Origin of the sequence: Bradyrhizobium sp. in8p8, from assembly GCF_000426845.1 — a bacterium.
In the GTDB taxonomy this organism is placed as follows: Bacteria; Pseudomonadota; Alphaproteobacteria; order Rhizobiales; family Xanthobacteraceae; genus Bradyrhizobium; species Bradyrhizobium japonicum_C.
Genome location: NZ_AUGD01000001.1, coordinates 560,878 through 575,316 on the forward strand (window position 1 = coordinate 560,878; position 14,439 = coordinate 575,316).

The 14,439-nt window shown below is 64.8% G+C and carries 14 protein-coding genes; 8 read left to right on the forward strand and 6 right to left on the reverse strand.

Going from position 1 to position 14,439, the window contains the following annotated elements:
• Positions 1 to 77: 77 nt before the first annotated feature.
• Positions 78 to 731, forward strand: a complete 654-nt coding sequence (locus K408_RS0102665; protein WP_024337271.1) for a DNA-3-methyladenine glycosylase family protein — start codon at positions 78 to 80, stop codon at positions 729 to 731.
• Here K408_RS0102665 and K408_RS0102670 read toward each other — a convergent pair.
• The gene (locus K408_RS0102670) at positions 728 to 1,615 is read right to left on the reverse strand and encodes a LysR family transcriptional regulator (RefSeq protein ID WP_024337270.1); all 888 of its coding nucleotides are present in this window, start codon (positions 1,613 to 1,615) and stop codon (positions 728 to 730) included. The two genes, K408_RS0102665 and K408_RS0102670, sit on opposite strands and share 4 nt — an antisense overlap.
• Before the next feature lie 174 nt (positions 1,616 to 1,789).
• Between K408_RS0102670 and K408_RS0102675 the strand changes: the two genes are divergently transcribed.
• The 6 genes from K408_RS0102675 (at position 1,790) to K408_RS0102700 (ending at position 9,254) form a co-directional block, all read left to right on the forward strand.
• Positions 1,790 to 2,764: an NAD(P)H-dependent flavin oxidoreductase gene (locus tag K408_RS0102675; protein ID WP_024337269.1), complete on the forward strand. Its 975-nt coding sequence runs from the start codon at positions 1,790 to 1,792 to the stop codon at positions 2,762 to 2,764.
• A gap of 32 nt (positions 2,765 to 2,796) precedes the next feature.
• A complete protein-coding gene (locus K408_RS0102680; RefSeq protein ID WP_024337268.1) occupies positions 2,797 to 3,981 on the forward strand; it encodes an ABC transporter substrate-binding protein in 1,185 nt (394 codons plus the stop codon).
• Positions 3,978 to 5,558: an acyl-CoA synthetase gene (locus tag K408_RS0102685; RefSeq protein WP_283805261.1), complete on the forward strand. Its 1,581-nt coding sequence runs from the start codon at positions 3,978 to 3,980 to the stop codon at positions 5,556 to 5,558. The genes K408_RS0102680 and K408_RS0102685 overlap by 4 nt, the downstream gene beginning before the upstream one ends.
• A gap of 134 nt (positions 5,559 to 5,692) precedes the next feature.
• Positions 5,693 to 7,465 (forward strand): flavin-containing monooxygenase, encoded by a 1,773-nt coding sequence (locus K408_RS0102690; RefSeq protein ID WP_024337266.1) that lies wholly within the window; start codon positions 5,693 to 5,695, stop codon positions 7,463 to 7,465.
• Between the two features lie 53 nt (positions 7,466 to 7,518).
• Positions 7,519 to 8,493 (forward strand): peptidyl-alpha-hydroxyglycine alpha-amidating lyase family protein, encoded by a 975-nt coding sequence (locus tag K408_RS0102695; protein ID WP_024337265.1) that lies wholly within the window; start codon positions 7,519 to 7,521, stop codon positions 8,491 to 8,493.
• 203 nt (positions 8,494 to 8,696) lie between these two features.
• Positions 8,697 to 9,254, forward strand: coding sequence for an HNH endonuclease (locus K408_RS0102700; RefSeq protein WP_008142962.1), 558 nt, complete (start codon positions 8,697 to 8,699; stop codon positions 9,252 to 9,254).
• Between the two features lie 16 nt (positions 9,255 to 9,270).
• Here the strand turns inward: K408_RS0102700 and K408_RS0102705 are convergent, their stop codons facing one another.
• Positions 9,271 to 10,152 carry a DMT family transporter gene (locus K408_RS0102705; protein ID WP_024337264.1) on the reverse strand — a complete coding sequence of 294 codons (882 nt, stop codon included), beginning with the start codon at positions 10,150 to 10,152 and terminating at the stop codon, positions 9,271 to 9,273.
• A gap of 146 nt (positions 10,153 to 10,298) precedes the next feature.
• Between K408_RS0102705 and K408_RS0102710 the strand changes: the two genes are divergently transcribed.
• A complete protein-coding gene (locus K408_RS0102710; protein WP_024337263.1) occupies positions 10,299 to 10,520 on the forward strand; it encodes a dodecin in 222 nt (73 codons plus the stop codon).
• A 113-nt stretch (positions 10,521 to 10,633) separates the two neighbouring features.
• Here K408_RS0102710 and K408_RS0102715 read toward each other — a convergent pair whose 3' ends face one another.
• The 4 genes from K408_RS0102715 to K408_RS0102730 are packed head-to-tail and all read right to left on the reverse strand — an operon-like array spanning position 10,634 to position 14,436.
• On the reverse strand, positions 10,634 to 11,602 hold the full coding sequence (locus K408_RS0102715; protein WP_024337262.1) for an ABC transporter ATP-binding protein: 969 nt from the start codon (positions 11,600 to 11,602) through the stop codon (positions 10,634 to 10,636).
• Positions 11,599 to 12,594, reverse strand: coding sequence for an ABC transporter ATP-binding protein (locus tag K408_RS0102720; protein ID WP_024337261.1), 996 nt, complete (start codon positions 12,592 to 12,594; stop codon positions 11,599 to 11,601). The genes K408_RS0102715 and K408_RS0102720 overlap by 4 nt, the downstream gene beginning before the upstream one ends.
• Positions 12,594 to 13,511, reverse strand: coding sequence for an ABC transporter permease (locus tag K408_RS0102725; RefSeq protein ID WP_024337759.1), 918 nt, complete (start codon positions 13,509 to 13,511; stop codon positions 12,594 to 12,596). Before K408_RS0102725 ends, K408_RS0102720 begins: the two co-directional genes overlap by 1 nt.
• Positions 13,477 to 14,436, reverse strand: a complete 960-nt coding sequence (locus tag K408_RS0102730) for an ABC transporter permease (RefSeq protein WP_024337260.1) — start codon at positions 14,434 to 14,436, stop codon at positions 13,477 to 13,479. Before K408_RS0102730 ends, K408_RS0102725 begins: the two co-directional genes overlap by 35 nt.
• Positions 14,437 to 14,439 lie beyond the last annotated feature (3 nt).

Here is a 14,439-nt window from a genome sequence, read left to right on the forward strand (position 1 = left end):
CCATCCATCGTCCAAGGACTCTGTTACGATAGGAGATGGATGCACGGGTCAAGCCCGCGCAGCACGAGCCAAACACCATGACCATCCATCTCGAAACCCAGTCCGATCTCGAAGAGGCCGTCCACGCGCTGATCAAGCGCGATCCGCGGCTGAAGCCGATTCTGGAGATCGCAGGCATGCCGGCGCTGCGGCGGCGCGAGCCGGGCTTTACCGGGCTCGCGCACATCGTCTGCGGGCAGCAGCTTTCCACCGCGAGCGCCGCGGCGATCTGGGGACGTCTTTCGGCCGCCTTCGATCCGTTTGATCACGATGCCGTGCGACGGGCCCGCACCGACCGGCTGGGACGGCTCGGCCTCTCCGCCGCCAAGATCAAGACGCTCAAACATCTCGCCCGCGAGATCGCCGCCGAGCGGCTGAACCTCGACGTGCTCGCGGAGGAAGATGCCGATGCCGCCCATCACACGCTGATCGCGCTGCCCGGCATCGGCCCCTGGACCGCCGACGTCTACCTGCTGTTCTGCCTGGGCCATGGCGATGCCTGGCCGGCCGGCGACCTCGCCGTGCAGGAGGGCATCCGGATCGGGCTAGGCCTCAAGGCGCGACCGACGGAGAAGCAGATGGCACCGCTCGCCGAACCCTGGCGCCCGCTGCGCGGTGCGGCGGCGCATCTGTGGTGGAGCTATTACCGCGCCGTGAAGAAGCGAGAGGGCGTGCTGGCGGGATCAGGCTAGCCGCGCAGCCTGGCGCGGTCGGCCCGGGCGCATTCGGCGACGAAATCGACCACGGCGCGCACCGCCGGGAGCTCCACGAGGTCGGGATGGGCCAGCAGCCAGAGATCGGCGATACTCGCGAGCTTCTGCGGAGCGACGCGCACGAGATCCGAATAGGTTTCAGCGACGAAGCATGACAGCGCGGAGATGCCAATTCCGGCACGAACCGCCGCCAGCATGTCCCCCTGGGACGAGCAGCGCATCACCACCCTCGCCTGTTGCGTGACGACATCGCTCCAGCGCGCGAGCTGCACATTGGATGCTTGGTCGGCGAAGCCGATGACGCTGTGCTCCTTCCAATCGCCGCGGCGCTCCGGCAGGGACCGGCCGGCGGCATAGTCGCGCGAGGCATAGAAGCCGGTGCCGAGACGGCCGATCTTGCGGCCGACCAGATTCTCCTCTCCACTGTCGACTGGCCGCAGCACCACGTCGGCCTCACGCCGGCGTACGCTTGCCGGAAACGGATGAGTGATGATCTCGAGCTGGATATGATCGTGCGCACGCAGGAAGGTCGGCAACCGCGGCATCAGCCAGTGCGAGGCCAGCGTCGCGCCGATCGACAGCTTGACGATGCCGCGCGCCTTGTGCCCTCCCGCCGCCACCGCGGTCTCAGCCCGTAGCGCCGCGGCCGCCATCGCCTCGGCGTGCTCGCGCAAGGTCCTTCCATCCGCGGTCAGCGCCAGGCCATCTGCGGCGCGCGCCACCAATCGCGTGCCGAGCTGGGCTTCGAGGGCCGCGATCTTGCGGCTGACCGTAGGATGGCTGGTGTGCAGCCGGCGCGCGGCAGCGGTGAAGCTGCCGGTGTCGGCGACTGCGACAAAGGTCTTGCAAAGGTCCCAGTCCATCGGCAGCTCCGTTCACATTTGAATGGCCCTTCGTTCATTATTGAACGGCCGGACCGCGCCGTCCAACCTTATAGTGGCCGTCAATCCGCAACCGGCGGCACTCCGCCCGCACGACAATCAACAGGAAACGTCACGTCGTCCGCCCGCCGGCGGGCCGCGTTTCGGGAGGACAAGATGGCGCTGCCCACTCTCTTGAAGGATTCGCTGGAACTGCCCGTCGTCGGCTCTCCCCTCTTCATCGTTTCCGGGCCGGAGCTGGTGATCGCCCAGTGCAAGGCGGGCGTCGTCGGCTCCTTTCCTGCACTCAATGCCCGCCCAGTCGAGAAGCTCGACGAGTGGCTGAGCCGCATCGAGGACGAGCTCGGGGAATACAGATCGCGCAATCCCGGCAAGAAGGTCGCCCCCTACGCCGTCAACCAGATCTGCCATGCCTCCAACGATCGACTGATGAAGGACATGGAGATCTGCGTGAAGCACAAGGCGCCGATCATCATCACCTCGCTGCGGCCGCCGGCGGAGATTGTTGAAGCCGCGCATTCTTATGGCGGGCTGGTGTTCCACGACGTCATCAACGTCAAGCATGCGCGGAAAGCCGCCGAGCAGGGCGTAGACGGCCTGATCCTGGTCTGCGCCGGTGCGGGCGGACACGCCGGCACGCTGTCGCCCTTCGCATTGGTGCGCGAAGTCAAGCAGTGGTTTGGTGGAGCGATCCTGCTGTCGGGCGCGATCAGTGACGGCTTCGGCATCGCCTCCGCGCTGACGCTCGGCGCCGACCTCGCCTATATGGGCACGCGTTTCATCGCGACCCAGGAAGCCAATGCGGACGACGCCTACAAGTCCGCGCTGACGCGGCACGCCGCGCACGACATCGTCTACACCAACCTGTTCACCGGCGTGCACGGCAATTACCTGGGCCCCTCAATCGCGGCCGCAGGGCTGGACCCGGACAATCTTCCCGCTGCCGACAAATCGAAGATGAATTTCGGCTCCGGCGGCAACATGAAATCGAAAGCGTGGCGCGACATCTGGGGATCAGGCCAGGGTATCGGCCAGATCGTGGATGCCCCGCCGGTCGCCGAGCTCGTCGAGCGCATGAAGGGGGAATTCGACCAGGCGCGGCGCGATTTCCTGATGCGCGTGAGCGCCTGACGTCTCGGACTGAATAAACACGGGAGGACATCATGAAGCAGGCAGCCGCACTGATCGGACTATCGTTGCTGACACTTGGCGCGAGCGGCGCCCATGCCGAAGGCGCCGGCGAGATCCGCATCGGGCAGACCCTGCCTTATAGCGGCCCTGCCTCCGGCTTCGGCACGATCGGGCGGACGCAAGAAGCCTTCTTCGAGAAGATCAATGCCGAGGGCGGCATCAACGGTCGCAAGGTCAAGTTCATCACGCTGGACGATGCCTACTCTCCGCCCAAGACGGTCGAGCAGACCCGCAAGCTGGTGGAGCAGGACGAAGTGCTGATGATGTTCGGCTCGCTCGGCACCGCCACCAACAGCGCCGTGCAGCGCTATCTCAACGGCAAGAAGGTGCCCCAGCTGTTCGTGCTCTCCGGCGCGACGAAATGGGCCGATCCGCAGAAATATCCGTGGACCATGCCCGGCATGGCCGCCTACGAATCCGAGGGCGTGGTCTATGCCAAGCACGTGCTGCGCACCAAGCCGGGCGCCAAGATCGCCATCCTGTCCCAGAACGACGATTTCGGCCGCGACTATGTGGCAGGCTTCAAGCGCGCGCTCGGCGACAAGGCCAACAGCATGATCGTGGCCGAAGCGACATACGAGACCAGCGCGCCGACGATCAGCTCGCAGCTATCGGCCTTGAAGGCTTCGGGCGCCGACGTGCTGTTCGGGGTCGTGCTCGGAAAGTTCACCTCGCAGATGATCAAGGGCGTAGCCGAGCTCGGCTGGAAACCCGAACTGTTCTTCGTGCCGACCTCGGCCTCGTCGATCTCGTTCCTGGAGCCGGCTGGGCTCGACAACGCGGTCGGCCTGATCTCGTCCAGCAATCAAAAGGACACGATGGATCCGCAATGGGCCGACGATCCTGGCGTGAAGGAATACTTCGCGTTCATGAAGCAATACATGCCCGCCGCCGACCTCTCCAACTCCAACTATGCGGCCGGCTATCATTATGCGACCCTGCTCATGACCGTACTCAAGGCCTGCAAGGATGACTTCAGCCGCGACAACATCATGCGCCAGGCAGCCTCGCTCAAGGACGTCCAGCTGCCGTTGCTGCTACCGGGCATAACGGTTGCGACCGGGCCCGACGATTATCTTCCTTTCCAGCAGCTGAGGCTCCGGCGCTTCAATGGCAAGAGCTGGGTGGGATTCGGCGACGTGCTGGATGACCGCTGACATCCCGGAAGGAGGATAGGCCCATGATCATCAGCGGCGACCGCCGGATTAGCTACAGCGAAATCCAGGCACGCATCAGACGCGCCGCCAGCGGGTTTCGCGCGCTTGGCCTTGCCGAGGGCGCACCTGTCGCAATGATGCTGCGTAACGATTTCGCCCTGTTCGAGGTGGTGGCAGCTTCGGCCGCCCTGGGGAGCCCGGTGGTGCCGATCAACTGGCATCTCAAGGCCGAAGAGGTCCGATACATTTTGGCCGATAGCGGCGCAAACATCCTGGTTTGCCACGCCGACCTGCTGCCGCAAATCCGCTCCGGCCTGCCACCAGACTTCCGCCTCCTCGTGGTCGAGACCCCGCCCGAACTCAAGGCTACGTTCGCCGTGCCCGCGGCGCTGGCGCAGGTCCCGTCCGGAATGACCGATTGGGATCGCTGGCGGGAGGATCACCCGGAATCACAGGAGCCGCCGAGGCGAGCTGCCGCAATGATCTATACGTCCGGTACCACCGGCATGCCGAAGGGCGTGCGCCGGATGCCGATGCAGCCGGATCAGGCCGCCGCATCAGAACGCGTCGGCGCGATCACATACGGCATCAAGCCGCGCGAGGGCCAGGTCGTGCTGATCAACGGGCCCATGTACCACTCGGCCCCGCACTCCTATGGCATGATGGCGTTCCGCAACGGCTGCACGATCGTCCTGCAGCCGCGGTTCGAGGCAGAGGAACTGCTGGCTCTGATCGAGCGCCACCGTGTGACGCATATCCACATGGTACCGACCATGTTCGTCCGGCTGTTGCGCCTTCCTGACACAGTCAGGCGGCGCTACGACCTGTCGTCGCTGCGCTTCGTCGTGCACGGCGCCGCGCCCTGCCCGCCCGAGGTGAAGAAGGCGATGATCGATTGGTGGGGACCCGTCATCAACGAATATTTCGGCTCGACCGAGACCGGGATTCCGGTCTGGCACTCGGCCGAGGAAGCGTTGAAGAAGCCCGGCACGGTCGGCCGGGCAATCGAGGGCGGCATCATCAGGATCTTCCGCGACGACGGCAGCCAGTGCGGCGCTGGCGAAGTCGGCGAGATCTACATGCGCCAGAGGGCGGTGCCCGACTTTGATTATCACGGTAAGGCGCAAGCCCGGGCGGAAGCAGGGCGCGACGGTCTGGTCAGTGTCGGCGACGTCGGCTATCTCGACGAGGACGGCTATCTGTTCCTGTGCGACCGCAAGCGCGACATGGTGATATCAGGCGGGGTCAACATCTACCCCGCCGAGATCGAGAACGTGCTGATCGGGATGCATGGGGTGCGCGACTGCGCCGTGTTCGGCATCCCGGATGCGGAATATGGCGAACGGCTGTGCGCCTGCATCGAGCCGGAAAGGGGCGTGCAGCTCTCAGCTGCCGCGGTGCAGGCCTTTCTGCGCGAGCGGCTGGCCAACTTCAAGGTGCCCAAGGAAGTCCAGTTCCTGGATGCGATGCCGCGCGAGGCAACCGGGAAGATCTTCAAGCGCAAGCTGCGCGATCCCTATTGGGCGGACTGGAAACCGGACGGGCCTGAGCCGGCGGCCCCGAAATCCCGGGCTTGAAGAATCACGCGGCCTATTCCGCCCGAGCAGGGCTATATGCCGGCATTACTCGGGTCACCGGCTTTTGGCGGTCTGCGAAAGCGTATAGCGTCAGCCTCAGAGGAAACGCCGCGAAGGCCGCCATGAGGTCGCGCATGCTGGACAAGACCAAGGATATTTACGTCTCCGCACAGTCCTGGCTCGATGAATTCGAGCGCGCCCTGGGCAAGCCTGATGCCGCCCTGAAGCGCCTCTTCCTTGCAGACGGCTTCTGGCGCGACGTACTGGCGCTGAGCTGGAACCTGCAGACGATCGCGGGCGCCGATCCGATCACGCGGGAATTGGCCGCGCGCGCGCCCAAGGCCGCGCCGACCAATTTCAGGATCGCTCCGAACCGCGCGCCGCCACGCTGGGTTACCCGCGCCGGCACCAATACCATCGAAGCGATCTTCGATTTCGAGACCGCAATCGGCCGCGGCAGCGGCATCGTGCGGCTCGTCCCGGACCCTGCCGACGGCGACCGCCTGAAGGCATGGACGCTGCTGACCGCCCTCGATGAATTGAAAGGCTACGAGGAACAGCTCGGCACCTCCCGGCCGCGCGGTCAGGCCTATTCCCGCGATTTCCGCGGGCCGAACTGGCTCGATCTCCGCAACGCCTCGCGCGACTACGCCGACCGCGACCCGGCCGTGCTGGTGGTTGGCGGCGGCCAGGCTGGGCTTGCGATAGCGGCGCGGCTGAAGCAATTGAAGGTCGACACGCTGATCGTCGATCGCGAGGCGCGGATCGGGGACAATTGGCGCAAGCGCTATCACGCGCTCACCCTGCACAACCAGGTGCAGGTCAATCATCTCCCCTACATGCCGTTCCCGCCGAACTGGCCGACCTACATCCCGAAGGACAAGCTCGCCAACTGGTTCGAAGCTTACGTCGATGCCATGGAGCTGAACTTCTGGACCGGCACCGAGTTCGAAGGCGGCGCGTACGAGGAGGCGAAGGGCCACTGGACCGTGAGGCTGCGCCGTGCCGATGGCAGCCGACGCACCATGCATCCGCGCCATGTGATCATGGCGACCGGCGTCAGCGGCATCGCCAATATTCCGGACATTCCGACGCTTTCCAATTTCAAGGGCACGCTGGTGCATTCGAGCCGCTACGAAGACGGTGAGAACTGGACCGGCAAGCGCGCCATCGTCATCGGCACCGGCAACAGCGGCCACGACATCGCGCAGGACCTGTATTCCAGCGGCGCCGAGGTGACGCTGGTCCAGCGCTCGCCGACACTCGTTACCAACATCGAGCCCTCAGCGCAGCTCGCTTACGCCACCTACAACGAGGGTACGCTCGAGGACAATGATCTGATCGCGGCGTCGATGCCGACGCCGCTCGCGAAGAAGACGCACGTGATGCTGACCGAGCAGTCGAAGGAGCTCGACAAGGAGCTGCTCGAGGGCCTCGCCCGCGTCGGCTTCAAGCTCGACTTCGGCGAGGCCGGGACCGGCTGGCAGTTCAAATACCTCACCCGTGGCGGCGGGTATTATTTCAACGTCGGCTGCTCGAACCTGATCCTCGAGGGCAAGATCAGGCTCAAGCAGTTCTCCGATATCGACAGCTTCGTTGCCGAGGGCGCCCGGATGAAGGACGGCTCGACCATTGCGGCCGACCTCATCGTGCTTTCGACCGGCTACAAGCCGCAGGAATATCTGGTGAGAAAGCTGTTCGGCGATGGTGTCGCCGACCATGTCGGCCCGATCTGGGGCTTCGGCGACGGCTTCGAGCTGCGCAACATGTATGCGCGCACGAAGCAACCCGGCCTCTGGTTCATCGCCGGTAGCCTCGCACAATGCCGCATCAATTCGAAATACCTCGCGCTCCAGATCAAGGCGATCGAGGAAGGGATTTTGGGGCGTGAGGAGGGCACGGCTTAACCCTCGCGTCGTTGGACGCGATGCGTATCTCTGCAACGGGTGAGGAGAGACCAATGCCCGCCATTCTCGGCGCCGGCGAGCACCGCTACCGCGTTGTCGAAGACTTCGCCAAGCTCCCGGACGGCTGGCAGCTCACGGACGTCGCCTCGGTCGCCGTTGACAGCAAGGACCGCATCTACGTCTTCAACCGCGGCGCACACCCGATGGTGGTGCTGGATCGCGAGGGAAACTTTTTGCGCAGTTGGGGCGAAGGCCTGTTCTCCCGCGCGCACGGACTGCACATCGATGCCGACGACCATCTCTATTGCACCGACGACGGCGATCACACCGTGCGAAAATGCACTGCGGAAGGAAAGGTGTTGCTCACGATCGGCATCCCGGCAAAGCCGGCGCCGTTCATGAGCGGCGAGCCGTTCCACCGCTGCACCCACACTGCGCTCTCGCCGAAGGGCGAGATCTACGTCTCCGACGGTTACGGCAACGCCCGCGTGCACAAGTTCACGCCGGACGGCAAGCTGATAAAAAGCTGGGGCGAGCCGGGCACCGATCCCGGCCAGTTCAATATCGTGCACAATATCGCCACAGACGCCGACGGCTGGGTCTATGTCGCCGACCGCGAGAACCATCGCGTGCAAGTGTTCAACGGCGAGGGCAAGTACGAGACGCAGTGGAACAATCTGCATCGGCCCTGTGCGCTGTGCTGCTACGGCGGCAGGAGTCCCACCTTCGTGATCGGCGAACTCGGCCCCGGCCTTTCCATCAACCGCAATGTACCCAATCTCGGCCCCCGACTGTCGATCGTGGACGCCAAGGGAAATCGCATCGCACGGTTGGGCGGCGAGGAAGGTCCGGGCCTTGCCAGCGGCAAGTTCCTGGCACCGCATGGCATCGCACTGGACTCGAAGGGCGACATTTATGTCGGCGAGGTCGGCGTCACCAACTGGCAGTCCAGCTTTCCGGACGAGGAGATGCCGGCCGCGGTGCGCACGACGCGGTGCCTGCAGAAGCTGGAGCGGGTACGGGAGTAGCCGCCATTGCAAGTCCATGAGGTGCGGACAAGCGGTTTCACACGCCCGCCGGGATCGCAGCGTTTTGACCGCTTTTGCCACCCCGCCGCCGCATTGCTCGCGCCTGAATAAGTCGCTCAACGGGCTTCACAATCCCGTCACGCTGCATGTAGTATGTCACTACATGCTGCTTCGCAGCGTACATTGGAGGCCGGGAGCGTTACTTGAACGCACATGTCTCGCAAGGCAGTTGGCCGGTGTTGGTGCTGAATGCGGACTTCCGGCCGCTGAGTTACTACCCACTGTCGTTGTGGTCGTGGCAGGACGCGATCAAGGCGGTGTTCCTCGACCGCGTCAACATCGTCGCGCATTACGATCAGGCGGTCCACAGTCCCACGCTGCAGATGCAGCTTCCCAGCGTCGTCTCGCTCAAATCATTCGTCAAGCCGACCACTCATCCGGCCTTCACCCGTTTCAACGTCTTCCTGCGCGATCGTTTCGCCTGCCAATATTGCGGCTCGCCAGAAGACCTCACCTTCGATCACATCATCCCGCGCAGCAAAGGCGGCCAGACCACCTGGGAGAACGTGGTCGCGGCATGCTCGCCGTGCAATCTGCGCAAGGGCAACCTGACGCCGGCGCAAGCAAAGATGTTTCCGCGCCAGAGCGCGTTCGCGCCGACCGTGCACCAGCTCCACCGCAACGGCCGGTTGTTTCCGCCGAACTATCTGCACGACAGCTGGCTCGACTATCTCTACTGGGATACGGAGCTCGATCCGTAGGGCGGGCCTCCGCAGGTTATCCCCGCTGCAGAGCGAGCGTCACGCCGCCGAGCGTGAGCGCCATCGCCGTCCATTCGCGATAGCCCAGCGGCTCGCCCAGAATGATGGCGGCGGAGATCACGCCGATCACCGGCACGATCAGCATGCCGGTCGAGGCCGTGGTCGGTGGCAGACGGCGCAGCGTCTCGAACCAGGTGACGTAGCAGAGGCCCATCGGCACCAGCGTCATGTAGGCGAAGCAGCCGAGTCCCAGCGGGGTAATCGCGGTGATATCGGGATGCTCGAACACGACGCCGAGGATCAGCATCGTGGCGCAGCCGAGCCCGACCTGCCAGACAACGACGACCAGCGGCGGCATCGGCAGCGGCTTGCGGTTGAGCACGTTGCCGAGGGCGAAGAGGATGGCGCAGAGCAGCGCGAGCACGATGCCCAGCAGCTTGTCGGCGCTGAACGCAAGGCCGTTGCCGCTCAGGAGCAGCGTGACGCCGGCAACGCCGAGGACGAGCCCGAAAATGTCCCGGGGCGCCGGCCGCGTGTTGAGCACCGGCCAGGCGAACAGCATCGCCCAGATCGGCATGGTGTAGGCGAGCAGAGCGCCCTCGCTCACGCTCACATATTTCATCGCGACCGTGCCGAGCCCCATCCAGGCGAAGACGTTGGTGAAGGTCGCAAACAGAAGCCGCGGGACGGCTTCGCGCGGAACGGCGAAGGACTCCTTCCGGCTCAGCACGAGGGCGGCGAGAATGAGCGAGGCGCAAACGCCCGCAAGGCCGCGCGCGAACAGCGGCGGCCATTGCTGGAGCAGAAGCTTCATCAGCGGCCAGTTCAGTGCCCAGCCGCATGCCGTCACGCCCAGGCAGAGTGAGCCGATCGTCCTGTCGCGCCGTGCCGTGTCCATGGATAGCGCTTAGCAGCCCAGCACCAGCCGCTCCACCTCGAATGGCGCATGCGGGGGCATCGCGCAGGACGGAACCGGACCGGCCGGCGGTCGTTCAAATGGAAGCCCACGCGTCGATGCGTGCCGCACAACCGAGGGAGGCCATCATGCCCGCAGCCGAGAAAGACCACGTTTACAAGATTCTGGACCTGGTCGGATCGTCCGAGACCTCGATCGAGGACGCGATCAAGAACGCGATCGGCCGCGCCTCGAAGACCGTTCGCGAAATGAAGTGGTTCGAGGTGGTGCAGACGCGCGGTCACATCGAGAACGGTACGGTCGGCCACTTTCAAGTCACCTTGCGCGTCGGCTTCACGCTGGAGGAGTGACGGCGGTCCCGAGGTCGCGGCCGATCCGCTATCTCGGCACATGACCTGTTTGCACATCCCACATCGGTGAACGGAAGTCCTTCGGAATACCGGCTCCCTTCGGGTAACATAGGTCAGGCCAGATGACACGCCACGAAGTGCCCGCCCGCCCCTTCCCTCAGCTCCGGCGCGACCTCGGCGCAGCGCGGCTGAGCGATCGGGCAGCGGGTGTGGAAGTGACAGCCTGACGGCGGCTTCATCGGACTCGGCACGTCGCCCTTGAGACGGATGCGTTCGCGCTTGAGCTTTGGGTCGGGCACCGGCACCGCAGACAGCAGCGCCCTGGTGTAGGGATGCTGCGGAGTGCGGTAGAGGTCGCTCGCTTTCGCCAGCTCGACGATACGGCCGAGATACATCACGGCGACGCGGTCGGAGATGTGCTCGACCACCGAGAGGTCGTGCGCGACGAAGAGATAGGTGAGGTTCAGTTCGGCCTGAAGATCCTCAAGGAGGTTGATGACCTGGGCCTGGATCGACACGTCGAGCGCGGACACCGGCTCATCGCAGACGATCAGCTTCGGCTCGACCGCGAGCGCGCGCGCGATCACGATGCGCTGGCGCTGGCCGCCGGAGAATTCATGCGGATAGCGCCGCATGTGCTCGGCCTTGAGCCCGACCTTGACCAGCAGGCCCGCGACGCGCTCCTCACGCTCCTTGGCGGAGGTCGCCAGATTGTGGATGGTGAAGGCCTCGCCGAGGATCGCGCCGACCGTCATGCGCGGATTGAGCGAGGCGAACGGGTCCTGGAATACCAGCTGCATGTTCCGCCGCATCGCGCGCAGATCGTTGCCGCCGAGCTTGCGCACGTCCTGGCCGTCGAAGGTGACCTCGCCGTCCGTCGGCTCGATCAGGCGCAGCACGCAGCGCCCCGTCGTCGATTTGCCGCAGCCGGACTCGCCGACGAGGCCGAGCGTCTCGCCCCGGTTGACCGAGAACGACACGCCGTCGACCGCATAGACGGTGCCGACCTGCCGCGACAGCAGGCCGCCGAGCACGGGAAAATGTTTCTTCAGGCCGCTGACGCGCAGCAACGGTTCGCTCATGCTGCGCCTCCGAGGCCGGTATCTCCCAAGTGACAGGCCATGCGATGGCCGGGCGCAATCTCGCGCAACAGCGGCTCCCTCTCGGTGCAGACGTTCATGGCGAACTTGCAGCGCGGCGCGAAGCGACAGCCGACCGGCGGATTGATCAGGATCGGCACCGAGCCGCCGATCGCCTCGAGCCGCGTCTTGTGCTCGGCGTCGAGGTCGATGCGCGGGATCGAGCGGATCAACCCTTGCGTATAGGGATGGCGGGGGTCGCCGAAGAGGTCGTCGACGAGCGCCTCCTCCACCACCTTGCCGGCATACATCACGACCACGCGCTGCGCCGTCTCCGCGACGACGCCCATGGCATGGGTGATCAGCATCACCGCCATGCCGAAGCGGTCCTTCATGTCCTGCAAGAGGTCGAGGATCTGCGCCTGGATGGTGACGTCGAGCGCGGTGGTCGGCTCGTCGGCGATGATCAGCTTCGGCTTGCAGGCGAGCGCCATCGCGATCATCACGCGCTGGCGCATGCCGCCGGAGAACTGGTGCGGATAATTGTGCACGCGGCCTTCCGCGTTCGGGATCTGCACCAGCTTCAGCATCTCGATGGTGCGTTCCAGGGCCTGTTTTCTCGTCACCGCCTCGTGGCGGCGCAGGCTCTCGGCGATCTGCTCGCCGATGGTGAGCACCGGGTTGAGCGAGGTCATCGGCTCCTGGAAGATGAAGCCGATCTCCTTGGCCCTGATCTCGTCGAGCTGATTGCTCGTCAGCGGAACGAGATCGCGGCCCTCGAAGATGATCTGGCCCGCCGCGATCCGGCCCGGCGGCATCGCGATCAGCTTCAGGATCGACATTGCGGTGACGGTCTTGCCGCAGCCGGACTCGCCGACGACGCAGAGCGTCTCCCCCTTGTTGATGGTGATGTCGACGCCGTCGACGGCCTGGAGGATGCCGTCGTCGGTGGAGAAGTGGGTCTTGAGGCCCTTGATCTCGAGCAGCGGCGCCATCAGATCACCCGCCGCGCATCGAGCGCGTCACGCAGGCCGTCGCCGATGAAGTTGATGGCGACCACCGCGATGAAGATCGCGCCGCCCGGAAACAACGCCCAATGCGGGCCGATATCGAGGAAATCCTTGGCATCGTACAGCAGTCGGCCCCAGGTCGGGGTATCCGGCGGAAAGCCGAGTCCGAGGAACGACAGCGTCGATTCCGCGATGATGGCGGCGGCGACGTCGATGGTGCCCGCGATGATCACCGGACCAAGCGCATTGGGCAGAATGTGCTTTATCACCTGCCGCAGCGGACTTGCGCCGAGCGCACGTGCAGCCTCCACGAATTCCTTTTCGCGGATCGACAGGAACTGCGCGCGCACGAGGCGCGCGACCGGCATCCAGCGGAGCCCCCCGATCACCAGCACGATCAGGATGAAGATGCCGCCTTCGGGCCCGAACACCTGCTTCAGCCCGTCGCGGAAGAGATAGATCAGGAGCAAGAGCAGCGGCAATTGCGGCAGCGACAGGAACAGATCCGTCAGCCACATCAGGCCGTGTCCGAGCGCGCCGCGCGACATACCGGCCAGCGCGCCGATCAGCACGCCGATAAAGACCGAAACCAGCATCGCGGCCAGACCGACCGCGAGCGAGATGCGCCCGCCATAGATCATGCGGGCGAGGATGTCCTGCCCGAGGTCGTCAGTACCGAACGGATGGGCCAGCGACGGCCCCTGCAGACCCGCCACAATGTCGATCTCATCGATCTTGACCCGCCAAACGAACGGACCGAACACCACCGCCAGGACAAGAACCAGGAGCAGGAAAGCGCTGACAACGGCAAGCTTGTGGCGGCTGTAGCGTCGCCACGTCTCGCGCCAGGGCGAGTAGACCCGCCGCTCAGCGGAGGGAGATGCGAGGGTCAAGCCAGCCATAGAGGACGTCCGCGATGAGATTGAACAGCACGACGAGGCACGCGAAGACGAAGGTGACGGCCATCACCACCGGTGTGTCGTTGGAAAGGATGGAGGTGATCAGAAGCGAGCCGATGCCTGGGATGCGGAAGATCTGCTCGGTGACGATGGCGCCGCCGAACACCGCGGGCATCTGCAACGCGATGAGCGTGACGACCGGGATCATGGCGTTGCGCATCACATGCTTGACGATGACGGTGGCCTGACCAAGGCCCTTGGCACGGGCCGTGGTGACATAGTCGAGCCGGATCACGTCGAGCATCGCCGAACGTACGAAGCGCGTCATCGACGCCGCCTGGAACAGGCCGAGCACCGCCACCGGCATGATCGCCTGCCGGATCATCTCCAGCACCCAATGAATGCCGGTCGCCTTGATGTCGGTGGTATAGACGAAAGGCAGCCAGTCCAGCGTGACCGAGAAGATCAGGATGAACAGAATGCCGGTGAAGAAGGTCGGCAGCGAGAAGCCGACGAAGGCGAGCGTATTCGCGATCTGGTCGAACAGCGAATACGGCTTGGTGGCGGCATAGACGCCGACGGGAATCGCGATCAGGAGCGCCAGGATCTGCGCCGAACCGATCACGTAGAGCGTGGCCGGAAGGCGTTGGAGGATCAACGTGTCGACGTCCATCCGGCTGACGAAGGAGAAACCCCAGTCGCCGTGCAGCATGGCGTTGAGCCAGTGCAGGTAACGAAGGTAGATCGGATCGTCGAGCCCGAACTTGGCCCGAAGTGCGGCCTGCACTTCGGGCGGAACGTTCGGATTGGTCGCCAATTCCGAGAACGGATCGCCGGGGGCGAGCGCGAGCACGACGAACAGCACAAGCGAGATGGCCAGCAGGCTCGGAATGGCGATCAAGAGGCGACGCAGGACGTACTGACTCATAGG